Source organism: Aminobacter ciceronei (assembly GCF_014138625.1).
Lineage (GTDB): Bacteria > Pseudomonadota > Alphaproteobacteria > Rhizobiales > Rhizobiaceae > Aminobacter > Aminobacter ciceronei.
Genome location: NZ_JACJHY010000011.1, coordinates 95,632 through 108,668 on the forward strand (window position 1 = coordinate 95,632; position 13,037 = coordinate 108,668).

Genomic DNA, 13,037 nt, shown 5'->3' on the forward strand with positions numbered 1-13,037 from the left:
TGAAACCTCATCGTTTTCGCACGACTTTGGCGCCAACTTGGGTCATATGATCTGAATCATGGAAAAAATCGACGAAATCGACAACAAGATTCTGGCGTGCCTGCAAAAGGACGGTGCGATCTCGCAGCGCGACCTGGCCGAGCGTGTCGGGCTGTCGCAAAACGCCTGCTGGCGCCGCCTCCAACGGCTCAACGCATCAGGCTTGATCCGCGGCACCCATGCCGACATCGACCTTGCGGCACTCGGCTACGACCTGACCGTGTTCGTCATGATCCGCACCCGCCACCACTCCAAGGAATGGGCGGACAATTTCCGCAAGCATGTCGAACGCATGCCCGAGGTGACCGACTTCTACCGCATCGGCGGCGACTGGGACTATCTGATCAAGGTGGTGACCAGGGGCATGTCGGGCTACGACGGCTTCTACCAGAAACTGATCACCAACTTCGACCTGGCGACGGTGACCGGTTTCTTTTCCATGGAAGCGATCATCGAGAACCGCGCCGCGGACCTCGCCCGGCTACGCTAAATCCGATCAAGCCAGCGCGTCGATCATCGTCTCCTGGCCGCCCGAGAGCCAGAAGGCCGCAGTTTGTGGCTCGCAATAGGCGAGAATGTCCTCAGGCGCCGCGCCTGTGTAGACCCCGCGCAGCGCCCGCAGGCTGACACTGTGGGCGACCACGACATGCGGCGTCGAGCGGTCGAGACCGACGAGCCAGGACCGCATGCGTGCCATCAGTTCGACATGGCTCTCGCCACCAGGCATCGCATACCCCCAGGGATCGGCGCGGTCGGCCTCGAACTGCTCGGGAAACGCCTGTTCGATTTCTTCGGCTGAGCGTCCCTCCCAGACGCCGAAAGCACGCTCGACAAGCGACGTCTGGTCGACGAAGCAGTCGAAGGAGACACCCCAGACATCGGCGAGTATCGACGCCGTCTGGCGGGCGCGGCCGAGCGGGCTGACCCAGAATCTGGCGTCCTTGCAAGCGGCGACCCGCACCGCGAGATGTGTGCCCACCTCAAGTGTCCGCCGCACGCCATTGGCTGTCAGCGGCGTGTCCTTGTGACCCTGCAGGCGGCCGGCGACATTCCACTGGGTTTCACCGTGGCGGATGACGAGCATATCGGGAAAATGAAAAGGCATGAATTTCTGCGTGCTGAAAATGGGAGGGATGGGCCGCCGAGCGATGCCGGCGGCCATGATGTCATTCGGCGAGCCATTGCGCCGACGAGGGCTGCAGCCCGACCGACGTCCGGGCGCCCGTTTCGAGCAATGCGTCACCGGAATGGAAGGGCACGTCCACCAACACCGATGCGGTGCCAACCTGCACGCCGTAGCGCACGGTTGCGCCGAGAAACTCTCGATGTGTGATGGTTCCTGCCAGCGCCACGGCGTCTGATGCAACGGTGCCGATGGTTGCGTATTGCGGCCGGAAGACGAGCTTGGCGCCGCGTGGCACGGTGGTCCCTGCCGGGATAGGAATACTGCCCGCACCCGGCACTTCGAACAGGCGATCCGCACCGCTTCCGACGACATGGCCGTCAAGGATGTTCGCCGTGCCGAGGAAGTTGGCGACGAACAGGTTCGCCGGCTTCTCATACAGCCCCATCGGCGTGCCGACCTGCTGGATTCGGCCTTCGTTGAACACGGCGATGCGGTCGCAGACGGTGTTGGCCTCTTCCTGGTCGTGGGTAACGAAGATGGTCGTCAGCTGCAGCCGCTGCTGCAATTCACGCAGTTCGCGCCGCACCTCGACACGCATCTTGGCGTCGAGGTTCGACAACGGCTCGTCGAGCAGCAGCACCTTGGGCTCGATGGCGATGGTGCGGGCGAGCGCGACGCGCTGCTGCTGTCCGCCCGACAGCTGGGCGGGACGCCGCCCGGCCAGATGCTTGAGCCCAACCAGGTTGAGCGCGGCATCGACACGGCGCTCGACCTCGGCCCGCGGCAACCGGCGCTCTTCCAGTCCGAAGGCGACGTTGCGGGCCACCGTCATGTGCGGCCACAACGCATAGGACTGGAACACCATGCCGATGTCACGTTTCCAGGGCGGCATGTCGAGTACGTCGACGCCGCCGACGACCACGCTGCCCTGGCGGGCGGTGTTGAAGCCGGCGATCAGCCTGAGCAAGGTGGTCTTGCCGCAGCCCGAAGGTCCGAGAAAGGCAAAGAATTCGCCCGGCTGGATTTCAAGATTGATGTCCTTCAGCACCTGCAGGTCGCCGTAGAACAGGTTGACGTCGCGAATGCTGATCGCCTTGGCGGGGCTTGGCGCAAGGCCGGTGGTGCTAGCGTTCATGTTCATTGTTCTCTCCCCAAGTTCCTATTTGGCCGATCCGATGGCCTTTTGCCGGCGTTCGATGACGTAGTGCGAAAGCAAGGTGCAGAGCGCCACCATGATGACGGCGATGACCCCGAGCGCGGCACCGGGCCCACGCCCTGCCGGCGACTGCATGAAGACGTAGATGCCGTAGGCGATCGGTGCGTCCGAGTTGCTCTGGATCAGCATCAGCGTCGCCGAGAGCTCAACCGCCGCTGTCGAGAAGCTGGTGACGAAGCCGGCGAGCAAACCGCCGGTCATCAGCGGCAGCACGATCCGGCGGATCGTACGCTGCTTTGTGGCACCGAGATTTTCGGCAGCCTCCTCGAGCGATTCCGACACCTGCTGCAAGGCGGCGTAGCAGGCGCGCAAGGCATATGGCAGGCGGCGGATCGCCAGCGCCAGAACGACCATCACCCACAACGTCGCCAGTGGCGTGCCATCAGGCAACGTCACGCCATAAAAGGTGCGGAGATAACCAATGCCGAGGACGACGCCGGGAATCGCCAGGGCTGAGGTTGCCGCCCAGTCGAGCCAGCGGCGGCCGACGACCTTGGTGCGCAGCACGAGATAGGCGATGGCGCCACCGATGACGACGTCGATCAGCCCGGCAAGCGAGGCATAGATCAGCGTGTTCTTGATGTAGACAGAGCTTTCGTCGAACACCCTGGCGTAGTGAACCATGGTGAAATCGTCAGGCAGCGGGCTGTAGGACCAGACGGTCGCAAAAGACAGCAGCAGCAGGCCGATATGCGGCGACAGGACGAGCAGCAGGATGAAGCCGACGACGCCATAGGCGACGATGCTCTCGCCACGGCTCAGGCTCCGGCGCATCAGGCCGCCGCCGCCGCGCTGCACGGTCGAATAATCCTTGCCGCGCATCGCAACGGCCGACAGCCACATGGCGAAGATCGAAACGATGATCAGGATCACCGAGATGACGTAGCCCATGGGATCGGTCAGACCGACTGAGGTGACGCGCAGATAGGCCTGCGGCGCCAGCATGTCCTTGACGTTGAGCAGCAGCGGCGTGGCGAGGTCGTCGAAAACCTTGACGAACACCAGAGAAGCGCCGGCCAGATAGCCCGGCATCGACAGTGGAAACACGATGCGGCGGAACAGGCGGAAGCCGGACGAGCCGAGGTTCTGGGCTGCCTCTTCCATCGACCGGTCGATGTTGCGCAGGCTGGTCGAGAGATTGATCAGGATGAACGGAAAATAGTGCAGCGACTGAACGAAGATGACGCCGTTCAACCCTTCCATGAAGGGGATGCGGACGCCGAACCAGTCATTGAGCAGCAGGTTGACGGTGCCGTTGCGGCCGAACAGCAGTTGCATCGCCACCGCGCCGACGAAGGGCGGCATGATCAGCGGCACGAAGCCCAATGTCTGGATGACCATCGAACCGCGAAAATCGAAGCGCGTCGTCAACACGGCGAGCGGCAGCGCAATCAGCGTCGCCCACACGACCGACATGCCGGCGACATAGACCGAGTTGAAGAACGAACGGCGGAACAGGTCGGTGGCGAAGAAATCCAGAAAGTTGACGAAGGTCAGGGCGCCGGTGCCCTTCTCGGTGAAGGCCGTGTAGATCACGGTTCCCGCGGGAATGATCAGGAAGATCGCCAGGAACAGGCCGATCAACGCCACCGCGGCGATCTGGCCGGGCTTGGCGGTAACCCGCCGCGGCGGGAACGAAGTAACAAAAGCCATGAGGCAGACTCCGAAATGATATCGGCTGGCCCGGCCGCATCGATGCGCCAGGATCGCCTGCTATCAAGGATGTGAAGAGGTTGGCCGCCCGCGCCAGGCAGGCGGCCGCTGTTGCCCTGACGTCTCAGTCGACGAGGGACAGTGCCTTCTCCGCCTTGGCCTGGGCCTCGGCGTAGTTCTTGGTCGCAAATGCCGCCCACTGCTGCTCGAGCTCGGCCTGGCGCGCGGTCTTCTGCTCGCCACCGGTGAAGGCGTCGCGGATCTGCGGGCTGGCGGCCTCGTCGGCCGTGACGGGCATTGCCGAGATCAGGGCACGCGCTTCGTCGACCAGCGTGCGCGCTTCCGCCACGTCCTTGGCGGCAAGCGCCTTTTCGGCGGCGTAGATCGCCTTGGTCGCGCCCTTCAGCGGATCGAGCTGGAACGAGATCAACTGGTCGAACAGCGTGTCGACGACATCCGTGCGCTTTTTCGACACATCGGCATCGAAGGTGATCATCGACTGGAAGCGCGGATCCTTGAACGGATTCGGGAAGCCTTCAGGCGCGTTCGCATAGAGCGCGGGGTTGATCGGCAAGCGGCGGATCGACGGCTCGAGCAGGACTGACTGACCCTTCTCCGAGAGCAGGTAGTTGACGAAGGTTTCGGCGCCCTTCTGGTTCGGGGCGTTGGCGACGATGCCGATGTTCGCCGGCACCACCGTCGTCACCGACGGGTAGACGAAGCTGACCGGGAAGCCACCGGCCTGCGCCGAGAAGGCAAAGAAGTCGATGACGATGCCGATGCCGGCCTGGCCAGAGTTGACTGCATCCGGAACGCCGAAGGAGCGCTCGGTCACCTGCTGCAGGTTGCCGCCGATGCCCTTCAGCGTGCCCCAGCCCTTGTCCCAGCCTTCGCCCTGCAGCACGGTCTCGATGGTCAGGTGCGTCGTGCCCGAACGCGAGGGTGCTGCGATGGCGACGTGGTCGTGGAATTCAGGCTTGGTCAGGTCGCTCCACTCAGCCGGCTTGGGCAGGTTGTTGGCCTCGAGATAGCGGTCGTTCCACATGATGCCGTAACCGGACGCGGCGAAGCCGAAGTAGAAGCCGTCCGGATCGTTCACAGGATAGGAGCCGACTTTTTCCGGCAACCCGGTCACCGATGGCGCGAACTTGGCCAGCAGGCTTTTGCCCTTGAGGCTGTCGAAGGCGTCGGGCGCCGATGCCCAGAACAGGTCGACCTGGTTGTTGGCCTTGATTTCATCGAGATACTTCACGCCCGAGCTTGTGCTCTTGTTCTGGACGTCGAGCGTGAAGCCCGGATTGGCCGCCTCGAAGCTGGCCTTGAACGGGTCGGTCACATCCTTGGAAAAGGAGGTGACGACGGTCACCTTGCCGCCATCCTGGGCGTAGGCGGTCGAAATGGCGGCGGCCGAAACCAGCATCGCCGCGGCAATGGTCTTCAACATAGGTACTCCTCCCAATGACACCGCCAAATGCCGGCGGCCACTTCATGGACAGCAAGGCGCGTGCCAATTGGCGAAAGCCCTGATTTCCGGACTTTCGAAATGCGACATGGGAAATAGCGGTAACATCTGATCTGCCCGGCATGGGTCAGACGGGTAACATCGCAAGCGTCGGCTAGTGGACGCCGCAGTCGTGTTGCCAAGGTGGTCTAGAATGAAATCGCCGCTGAAGTCGCGCGTCTTTTCATTTTTCGGGGGGATTCCGCTCAGGCATGTGATGCCCGCCCGACGTTGCGATGATAAACGCCCAAGCGGCTCTGCAACTAAACCAGTAGCTATGCTACATGGCGCATTGGCGTTTCCGCGCGCCTGCGACGTAGGGCGTCTGCCACGAATATCCGTGACATGGCATGATAGAGGGGCTCGCGAGATACCAGTCGGGCTGTCCCGTAACCGAGCATCGAGGTCAACATCAGCGGAATGACATTGTCGTGGTTGCCTGTCATTTCAAGAATGATAACAAATGCGGTCATAGGCGCCTGCACCACGCCGGCGAAATAACCAGCCATTCCAAGCAATGCTGCAAGTCCCACATTGGCACCCAAGAGCACCCCGAGACTGCTGCCCAGTCCAGCGCCAACCGACAGAGACGGGGCAAATATGCCACCGGGAATTCCTGACAACATCGAAAACAAGCCAGCGAGTAGCTTTTCCGCGAAATAAAATGTCGGAAGCGGCACACCTTCGACTGCGCTACGGGCCTGATCATATCCGGTACCGAAGGTCAGCCCGTCTGATGAAATTCCAATCAATGCGACACATAGACCACAAGCCCCTGAAAGGATGAGCGAGCGGCCTAGTGGGTGGGGAGCTAGCCATCGGCGCAATCGCCGGGAAATCCTTAGTGCGGCAAGGCTAAAGCATGCGCCAAGCCCTCCACCGACAATCCCGCAAGCAACAATCAGCGGCCAATCTCCTGGAAAGGCGACTGTGGCGTGGGTTATGCCAAAGTAGGTGTAGTTGCCGAGGACACCAAGCGAAGCCAAGCCGGCAAGGATAACAGCGGCCAATACGACGCCGTTGGTCCGTGCCTGATAGCTGCGCCCCATTTCCTCGATGGCAAAAACGATCCCTGCCAACGGTGTGTTGAAGGCTGCAGCGATACCGGCAGCTGAGCCTGCGAGAATAAGGCCGCGTGCCTGTGCCATCCCGCCCCAGCGTGCAACTTGCAGCATTATTGATGCGCCGACCTGAACCGTTGGGCCTTCGCGGCCGATTGAGGCTCCGACGAAGAGTCCGGCAATAGTCAGAGCGACCTTGCCAACAACCAGGCGCAAAGACAAAAGCCGAGCTCGTTCTTGCCCGTCGCGCAGATGTCGAGCCGCGATGGCCTGTGGAATGCCGCTCCCCTGCGACCCAGGGAAAAACTTGCCAGCGACATAGGCACAAAAAACAAAACCCGCTGGAGTGACGAACAAAGGCAGCCAAGATCTTCCATTGTCAGAGAAGAATTGCCGGAACAGGAATTGCGCCTGATCGGCCATCTTGGCAAAAAGAACACTAATCAGACCAATTGCGATTGCTCCCACCCAGAAGACAACACGGGGGCGCCAAAGGCGCGGCGAAACCCACATTGCGCGCGAGCGCCGAAGCATCGGCACCCTACGAGGCTGCTTGGCAAATCTGGTCATGGATGACTTGTAGGCAAATTGTTTCAATCACGAAAGCTAAGCATGCTCATTGGGTGAAAAACCCGCGCCGCATATACCCTTGCTGCCGCAATTCCGAAGGCAGTGCATGGAATGAAGGTGGAAAATGCAAGGTCCGCGAGGTGCTCCCTGGGCACCGGCTTGCGACCTCATGTCAGTCAAGCTCAATCAGAGGCTTTCCATCCAGCACAGCCGCCACGTCCTGATCATGATTTCCCATCATTGCGGCTACGCGCTCCAGAGAGGCTGTCAACATCGCCTGCTCCCAATCGACCAACTTGTTGAACTCGTTCTGAAACCGCGCCTGAACGCCATCGGGTGAGGCAGCCAGCAAACTACGGCCGGCCTCAGTCAATGAAAGCCAAGATTGACGCCGGTCCTGATCGCCCTTGCGGCGCTTTATCATCCCATGGGATTCGAGCTTCTGGATGAGCGCGGTCGTGGTCGCCTGGGTGATACCCATTCGTCCCGCGACATAACCTGCCGTTTGCTCGTTGGCCTCCTCGAGTAACTGCATGAAGACCAACTGGGAAGGGGTCAGCCCGGTCGCGCGCATCACTGCCCTACCGTTGAGTTCCGTGGTGCGCAGAATCTTGCGCATGGCAGTCAATGCCCGCTTGGTCCGGTCTTCCAACTGTCGCAGCCCGTTCTATTTCTCGGTCGCATTCTAACTTCTGATTACTGCAAACCCAACAGCTGTCCACTGCGTTTGCCGGTATCGTAAATAATTTCGCAAAAGCTAACTAATTTCACGTCCTTCTATCAGAACCAAATTCTGATCATCGAAGTGCCTACGAATTTGCGTCATATAATATGTTGTTTTTATTATCTAATTTGCGCGGCCCTGCGCCTGAGCAGGAGCTTTCCATCAATTTAAGCGGTTGACATTTATTTCGATCAACCTAAGCTTATGACGTTGTCGAGCAGGGATAATTCCGGCATCAGAAAATTTTGGTGGTAGGTTTGTTGAATGAAATAGGGGCCAGTAAGGCGGGCGGCGCTCCTCTCCCGATCAAGGCGACTCGCGGTCCGGCTTCCATTCGCAAGCCACACAAAGGCGACGGCGTGCGCGTGTGGCAGATGATCCGCCAAACACCAGGGCTGGACGACAACTCGCTCTACTGCAATTTGTTGCAATGCAGCCATTTCGCATCCACCTGCGCCATCGCTGAAAGCGACGACCAGATCCTTGGCTGGATGTCCGGCTACATCCCCCCTCACCAGCAATCCACCTTGTTTGTCTGGCAGATATGCGTGAGCGTTGCGGGGCAGCGACAGGGGTTGGCTAGGAAGCTCATTGCCGATGTTTTGACCAGGCAAGCCAGCAGCCAGATCAAGCATATCGAATGCACCATCACCGAGAGCAATGCCGCGTCGTGGGCCCTCTTCAGATCCATCGCCCGCAAGCTCGACGCGCCGATAGCCCAGCGCATTCATTTCGCGCGGGATAGCCATTTCGAACACCTGCATGACAGCGAATTTGCCGTCACCATCGGCCCGTTTCACCGGGAAAGTGCGGCACGTCTCACCGCCTGACGCTTCTGGCAAGAACGGCATTCAAGCTCGAACTCCCAGGGAGACTACCAATGCCCACCACTGGAACCATCGCCGCAACGACCACTTTCGAGCGGGTCGAAAGTCGCGTTCGATCCTATTCGCGCAACTTTCCCAGACTGTTCGACAAGGCGGTAGGCGCGACTTTGTACGACACCGCAGGCAATACCTATCTCGACTTTCTCAGCGGCTGCTCATCGCTCAATTATGGCCACAACGACCCAGACCTCAAACGGGCGCTCGTCGAATACCTGTCGGCGAACGGCATCACCCACGGGCTGGACATGTTTACCGACGCGAAGCAGAGATTTTTGGCGAGCTTCGAGCGCATCGTACTGAAGCCACGGGCAATGGATCATCGCCTGCAGTTTACCGGACCAACAGGCGCCAATGCTGTCGAAGCGGCGATCAAGCTGGCGCGTAAGGTAACCGGCCGCCATAACGTCGTGGCCTTCACCAATGGCTTTCACGGCGTCACGATGGGCGCGTTGGCTGCGACCGGCAATTCCAAGCATCGGGCCGGTGCCGGCACACCCTTGTCGGGCGTCACGCGCGCCGCATTCGAAGGCTACTTTGGGCCTGACATCGATACCGCCAAAATGCTGGAGCGCCAGCTTACCGATCCATCGAGCGGTATTGATGCGCCCGCCGCGATCATTGTGGAAACAGTGCAGGGAGAAGGCGGTCTCAATGTCGCCTCGCCCGAGTGGCTACGCAAGATCGAGGCCATAGCACGCCAGCATGGCGCGCTCTTCATCATCGATGACATCCAGGCCGGTTGCGGTCGAACAGGCGGGTTCTTTTCGTTCGACGGCATGGGGTTGTCACCCGACATCGTCACGATGGCCAAGTCGCTCTCGGGCCTGGGACTGCCACTGGCGTTGACGCTCATCAAGCCTGAGCACGACATCTGGAAGCCAGCCGAGCACAACGGCACCTTCCGCGGCAACAATCATGCTTTCGTCACCGCAACGGCAGCGCTGGAGAAATTCTGGAACGACGATAGGTTCAAAAATGAGGTCGCCGACAAGGCCGCCTATCTCGCCAAACGCCTCGACGCTGTAGCCGAAACCTATGGCCTGTCCATCAAGGGCCGCGGCATGATGATGGGGATCGACGCTGGCTCCGGCAAAACCGCCGCCACCGTCTGCAAGGCATGTTTTGAGCGTGGGCTGATTATCGAAACCTCGGGAAGCCACGACGAAATTGTCAAAGTCCTGGCCCCGTTGACCATTTCCAACCAGCAATTTGCAGCGGGCCTGGACACGCTGGAAACGGCGTTCGCCGTAACCATGGGCACCATGCGCGCCGCTGCCGAATAGGAGTCACACCATGATAGTCAGACAGTTGGAACAAGCGCGTCAGACAGATCGCCTGGTCAACGCCGACGGCTGGGACAGCACACGCCTGCTGCTGGCCGGCGACGGCATGGGCTTCAGCTTCCACATCACCCGCATCCACGCCAACACGAGCCATGTGTTCCACTACAAGCACCATTTCGAGAGCGTCTACTGTCTCTCTGGTGAGGGAACAATCGAGGATCTGGCCACTGGCCAGGTCCATCAGATTCGGCCCGGTACCGTCTACGCACTCAACCTGCATGACCGGCACCGGCTCACCGCCAACAGCGAGTTGGTCATGGCGTGCTGCTTCAATCCGCCGGTCATCGGACAAGAGGTGCACCGCGAAGACGGCTCGTATGAGCCCATTGCCCAGCTTGCGATTGCTGACTGACCTCACTCAGAAATGAAAGGCTAAGCCATGGCATTACATGCAACCTCCGTCGCCAGCCCCGACGACTACCCCACTCGTCGACCCGGAGAACGCTGGCTCGAACGCAAGGATCCTACCGTATGGGGCCAATGGTCACCGGACGCGCCGCTGACCCATGATCAGGCCCGCGCGTTCGAGCAGGACGGATATCTCGTGCTCGACGACGTATTTTCGGAGTCAGAGATTGCTGCCTTGCAAGGCGAATCTTCGCGGATGCGGTCCGGCGACGCCGAACTTGATCCCAATAACATCATCACCGAACCGGGTTCGAAAGAGGTGCGGACGGTGTTTCGTCTGGACCAGCAGAACGCGCTGTTTGACCGCCTGGCGCGCGACGAACGTATCGCTGGGCGTGCCGGGTTTCTGCTGAACGACGAGGTGTACCTGCATCAGTCGCGGCTGAACTACAAGCCGGGCTTCACCGGAAAGGAATTCTACTGGCATTCCGATTTTGAGACATGGCACGCGGAGGACGGTATGCCGCGGATGCGGGCCATCTCGGCTTCGGTCCTACTGACTGACAACGATGCGCTCAACGGCGCACTGATGCTCATACCCGGCTCGCACAAGACGTTCGTCTCCTGCGCAGGAGTAACGCCTGACAACAACCATGCGACCTCGCTGCAGAAGCAAGAGGTGGGCGTGCCTTCGCAGCAGACCCTGTCGAGAATGGCCGAAGCGTTCGGCATCGAATGTGTTCCCGGCAAGGCCGGCACCGTCATCCTGTTCGACTGCAATACTCTGCATGGATCGAATGGAAATATCACACCATTCCCGCGTTCCAACGCGTTTTTTGTCTACAACGCCTGGAGCAATCGCGTCGGAGCGCCTTTCGCGGCCAAGGCGCCGCGACCCGACTTTCTGAGCTCGCGCAACCCTTCGGGCCCGATAAAGGTCGAGCGCGGCCGGCTGGGATGATCCGCGCCCTCAGACGTGTCCAGACATACGACGCTCCGCCAGATCATGGGGCGTCCGGAGAAATCATGACCACGACCAAATCCCACACGGCAGAAAAGATCGGCGGCACATCGATGTCCCGCTCGAAGGAACTGCTCGATACAGTCCTGATAGGCGACCGCAGCGAAGACACCCTCTACAACCGCATTCTAGTGGTCTCGGCCTATGCAGGGGTGACCGACAGCCTGCTCGAGCACAAGAAGACCGGCGAGCCGGGTGTCTATACGCTGTTTGCCGGCGCTGAAGGCGGCTGGATCTGGGGCGATGCGCTCAATGCGGCAGCCGAGAGGATGCAGACGCACAACGCCACTGTCTTCGCCGCCGACGACAGTGCACGCCAGACCGCCGATCGATTTGTGCGTGAACGCATAGAGGGCGTCCGATCGTGCATGATCGATCTGGCGCGCCTTTGTTCCTTCGGCCACTTCCAGCTCGAACACCACCTGCTGACGGTGCGTGAAATGCTGTGTTCGCTGGGCGAGGCTCAGTCGGCCTTTAATACAGTGCTGCTGCTCAACCTGCACGGCGTCAATGCCCGGCTTATCGATCTGACCGGCTGGCGCGAAGGGGTCCAGCACGATCTTGACGAATGTATCCGCCGTGCGTTCGCCGATGTCGACCTGAGCCGAGAACTACCGATCGTGACCGGGTATGCCCAGTGCACCGAAGCGCTTATGCGCAGCTACGACCGCGGCTACAGCGAGGTCACACTGTCGCGCGTGGCCGTGGTAACCCAGGCCAGCGAAGCCATTATTCACAAGGAATTCCACCTGTCATCCGCCGATCCGCGCATCGTTGGGACCGGCGCTGTCCGTGTGATCGGGGCAACCAACTACGACGTTGCCGATCAGTTGTCGAACATGGGCATGGAAGCGATCCATCCGCGCGCGGCCAAGAGCCTGCGCCAGGCCGGCATTCCGTTGCGGGTGCGCAACGCCTTCGAGCCGGACCATGAGGGTACGCTGATACGAGCCGACCTTGCAGCTCAGTCTGCTCAGGTCGAGATCGTCACCGGGTTGAAGAATGTGTTTGCCTTCGAGTTCTACGACCAGAACATGGTTGGGGTTAAGGGCTATGACGCCGAGATACTGGAAGCGCTGACGCGCCATAAGGTCTGGATCCTGTCGAAGACCTCCAACGCCAACACGATCACCCACTTCCTCAAGGGTTCGATGAAGGCAATCAAGAGGGTCGAGTCGGACCTGTCCAAGGCCTACCCTAACGCGGAGATCACACTGCGAAAGGTCGCGCTGATCTCGGCCATCGGGCGCAACATCGCAGACCCCACCATACTCGCGCGCGCCATCGACGCTTTGGCGAAGGCTGAGATCGCGCCGCTAGGCGTCCATGCCCTGGTCCGCAAGGTGGACCTTCAGGTGATCATTGAGGAATCCGACTTCGAGCTGGCCGTCACAAGCCTGCATCGGGAGCTTATCGAAACACGGCAACTGGCGGCTACCGACTACGTGTCCCCGCTGAATGCCGCGGCCTGACTTCGGGAGCGATCGATCGGCGAAGCTGTTCCAGGTTCCACAATACCGACGCATATCAAAACAACAGGAGTATGAG

At 60.5% G+C, this 13,037-nt stretch carries 12 protein-coding genes; 6 read left to right on the forward strand and 6 right to left on the reverse strand.

Annotated features, from left to right (window positions below):
• The first annotated feature begins 58 nt into the window (after window positions 1-58).
• Window positions 59-529 carry an Lrp/AsnC family transcriptional regulator gene (locus HNQ95_RS13300; RefSeq protein WP_067967698.1) on the forward strand — a complete coding sequence of 157 codons (471 nt, stop codon included), beginning with the start codon at window positions 59-61 and terminating at the stop codon, window positions 527-529.
• Between the two features lie 6 nt (window positions 530-535).
• Here HNQ95_RS13300 and HNQ95_RS13305 read toward each other — a convergent pair whose 3' ends face one another.
• From HNQ95_RS13305 to HNQ95_RS13330, 6 genes are all read right to left on the reverse strand, one after another.
• Window positions 536-1,144 carry a histidine phosphatase family protein gene (locus tag HNQ95_RS13305; RefSeq protein ID WP_083948861.1) on the reverse strand — a complete coding sequence of 203 codons (609 nt, stop codon included), beginning with the start codon at window positions 1,142-1,144 and terminating at the stop codon, window positions 536-538.
• A 61-nt stretch (window positions 1,145-1,205) separates the two neighbouring features.
• A complete protein-coding gene (locus HNQ95_RS13310; protein WP_246340752.1) occupies window positions 1,206-2,300 on the reverse strand; it encodes an ABC transporter ATP-binding protein in 1,095 nt (364 codons plus the stop codon).
• Between the two features lie 24 nt (window positions 2,301-2,324).
• Window positions 2,325-4,034, reverse strand: a complete 1,710-nt coding sequence (locus HNQ95_RS13315) for an ABC transporter permease (protein WP_067967688.1) — start codon at window positions 4,032-4,034, stop codon at window positions 2,325-2,327.
• Between the two features lie 124 nt (window positions 4,035-4,158).
• A complete protein-coding gene (locus tag HNQ95_RS13320) occupies window positions 4,159-5,478 on the reverse strand; it encodes an ABC transporter substrate-binding protein (RefSeq protein ID WP_067967686.1) in 1,320 nt (439 codons plus the stop codon).
• 332 nt (window positions 5,479-5,810) lie between these two features.
• Window positions 5,811-7,166: a chloride channel protein gene (locus HNQ95_RS13325; protein WP_067967682.1), complete on the reverse strand. Its 1,356-nt coding sequence runs from the start codon at window positions 7,164-7,166 to the stop codon at window positions 5,811-5,813.
• A gap of 172 nt (window positions 7,167-7,338) precedes the next feature.
• Window positions 7,339-7,785: a MarR family winged helix-turn-helix transcriptional regulator gene (locus HNQ95_RS13330; protein WP_083948821.1), complete on the reverse strand. Its 447-nt coding sequence runs from the start codon at window positions 7,783-7,785 to the stop codon at window positions 7,339-7,341.
• A 353-nt stretch (window positions 7,786-8,138) separates the two neighbouring features.
• Between HNQ95_RS13330 and ectA the strand changes: the two genes are divergently transcribed.
• The 5 genes from ectA to HNQ95_RS13355 all read left to right on the forward strand — a co-directional run bounded on the left by ectA (window position 8,139) and on the right by HNQ95_RS13355 (window position 12,961).
• Window positions 8,139-8,720, forward strand: a complete 582-nt coding sequence (gene ectA / locus HNQ95_RS13335) for a diaminobutyrate acetyltransferase (protein ID WP_246787052.1) — start codon at window positions 8,139-8,141, stop codon at window positions 8,718-8,720.
• A gap of 50 nt (window positions 8,721-8,770) precedes the next feature.
• Entirely contained in the window at window positions 8,771-10,060 is a 1,290-nt protein-coding gene (gene ectB / locus HNQ95_RS13340; RefSeq protein WP_067967677.1) for a diaminobutyrate--2-oxoglutarate transaminase, read from the forward strand.
• A 10-nt stretch (window positions 10,061-10,070) separates the two neighbouring features.
• Complete coding sequence (locus HNQ95_RS13345) at window positions 10,071-10,472, forward strand: ectoine synthase (protein ID WP_067967674.1); 402 nt, start codon at window positions 10,071-10,073, stop codon at window positions 10,470-10,472.
• A 27-nt stretch (window positions 10,473-10,499) separates the two neighbouring features.
• A complete protein-coding gene (gene thpD, locus HNQ95_RS13350) occupies window positions 10,500-11,429 on the forward strand; it encodes an ectoine hydroxylase (protein ID WP_067967672.1) in 930 nt (309 codons plus the stop codon).
• Window positions 11,430-11,494: 65 nt separating this feature from the next.
• Entirely contained in the window at window positions 11,495-12,961 is a 1,467-nt protein-coding gene (locus HNQ95_RS13355) for an aspartate kinase (RefSeq protein WP_154384289.1), read from the forward strand.
• Window positions 12,962-13,037: the final 76 nt, after the last annotated feature.

Bases quoted from the DNA above. Each gene is read 5' to 3' on its own strand.
- ectB (WP_067967677.1), top strand. From the start codon at position 8,771: ATGCCCACCACTGGAACCATCGCCGCAACGACCACTTTCGAGCGGGTC.
- HNQ95_RS13305 (WP_083948861.1), bottom strand. From the start codon at position 1,144: ATGCCTTTTCATTTTCCCGATATGCTCGTCATCCGCCACGGTGAAACC.
- HNQ95_RS13300 (WP_067967698.1), top strand. From the start codon at position 59: ATGGAAAAAATCGACGAAATCGACAACAAGATTCTGGCGTGCCTGCAA.
- HNQ95_RS13355 (WP_154384289.1), top strand. From the start codon at position 11,495: ATGACCACGACCAAATCCCACACGGCAGAAAAGATCGGCGGCACATCG.
- HNQ95_RS13345 (WP_067967674.1), top strand. From the start codon at position 10,071: ATGATAGTCAGACAGTTGGAACAAGCGCGTCAGACAGATCGCCTGGTC.
- HNQ95_RS13310 (WP_246340752.1), bottom strand. From the start codon at position 2,300: ATGAACGCTAGCACCACCGGCCTTGCGCCAAGCCCCGCCAAGGCGATC.
- HNQ95_RS13330 (WP_083948821.1), bottom strand. From the start codon at position 7,785: ATGCGCAAGATTCTGCGCACCACGGAACTCAACGGTAGGGCAGTGATG.
- HNQ95_RS13315 (WP_067967688.1), bottom strand. From the start codon at position 4,034: ATGGCTTTTGTTACTTCGTTCCCGCCGCGGCGGGTTACCGCCAAGCCC.
- HNQ95_RS13325 (WP_067967682.1), bottom strand. From the start codon at position 7,166: ATGACCAGATTTGCCAAGCAGCCTCGTAGGGTGCCGATGCTTCGGCGC.
- thpD (WP_067967672.1), top strand. From the start codon at position 10,500: ATGGCATTACATGCAACCTCCGTCGCCAGCCCCGACGACTACCCCACT.
- HNQ95_RS13320 (WP_067967686.1), bottom strand. From the start codon at position 5,478: ATGTTGAAGACCATTGCCGCGGCGATGCTGGTTTCGGCCGCCGCCATT.